The 386-nt window shown below is 54.9% G+C and carries 1 protein-coding gene; it reads left to right on the plus strand.

The window, feature by feature from the left end:
• Positions 1–386 (plus strand): immunoglobulin-like domain-containing protein (locus E4P00_RS29055; RefSeq protein ID WP_248132789.1); only part of this gene is annotated, 386 nt, incomplete at both ends.

A 386-nucleotide genomic window follows, 5' to 3' on the forward strand; every position in this document is an offset into this window, starting at 1 on the left:
CATCGACAAAAGCACGCAGACCGTTCAAATCACCGAGACCACGGGCGGCAACTTCGAGAAGTTGGAAGTTGCAGGCAACGGCGCCACCACCACGATCAACGACACCATCGATAAAGTTGATGTGGTCCTGACCGCCACCACCACCGTAGGTGAAGGCGGCAACATCGTTTACACCGCCAGCCTTGTGGATAAAAACGGTGCGCCGGTGACCAACATCACCAACCCGTTGACCGTCACTCTAGATAACGGCGAAACCATCACCATCGGAGTGAACGAATCCAGCGCTAGCGTTTCGGTTATTGCTCCTGATGATGCCTACAAAGGCGATCAAACTGTCACCACCGCTATCAAGGGTGTGACCGGTGGCGAGCATTTCGAGAACCTGG

This window comes from Pseudomonas sp. B329, from assembly GCF_023127835.1.
Taxonomy (GTDB): Bacteria; Pseudomonadota; Gammaproteobacteria; order Pseudomonadales; family Pseudomonadaceae; genus Aquipseudomonas; species Aquipseudomonas synxantha_A.